Annotated in this window: 1 protein-coding gene; it reads left to right on the top strand. The window is 64.2% G+C overall.

What is annotated here, in order from left to right; all coding sequences use genetic code 11:
• Window positions 1–87: 87 nt before the first annotated feature.
• Window positions 88–288, top strand: a 201-nt coding sequence (locus tag EN851_RS35750) for an SDR family NAD(P)-dependent oxidoreductase (RefSeq protein WP_135931138.1), incomplete at its 3' end; no start/stop codon positions are given.

Below are 288 nucleotides of genomic sequence, written 5' to 3'. Positions count from 1 at the left end.
CCTGAACGCGCCCGCACTTGAACGCCAACACTTGAACGGAAGGCCGGCAGTGGACTACGAAAGACGGTAACCCGGAGGCCAGCCGACATGACGACACTTGCCATCCCCGATCTTGCCGGCAAGACAGTGCTGGTCACCGGCGCCTCGACCGGCATCGGTGCAGCACTTGCCCGTGCCTACGCGGCGCAGAAATGCCGCGTCGCGCTGCACTACAATGCCAGCCGCGCACCCGCCGAAACCGTGGCCGAATCCATCCGCGACAATGGTGGCGAGGTGTTTCTAGTCCAG

The sequence above is a fragment of the Mesorhizobium sp. M8A.F.Ca.ET.208.01.1.1 genome, from assembly GCF_004791315.1.
Classification (GTDB): Bacteria; Pseudomonadota; Alphaproteobacteria; order Rhizobiales; family Rhizobiaceae; genus Mesorhizobium.
The sequence above is the reverse complement of the archived record's forward strand: the minus strand, read 5'-3'. Positions and strand labels throughout refer to the sequence as shown.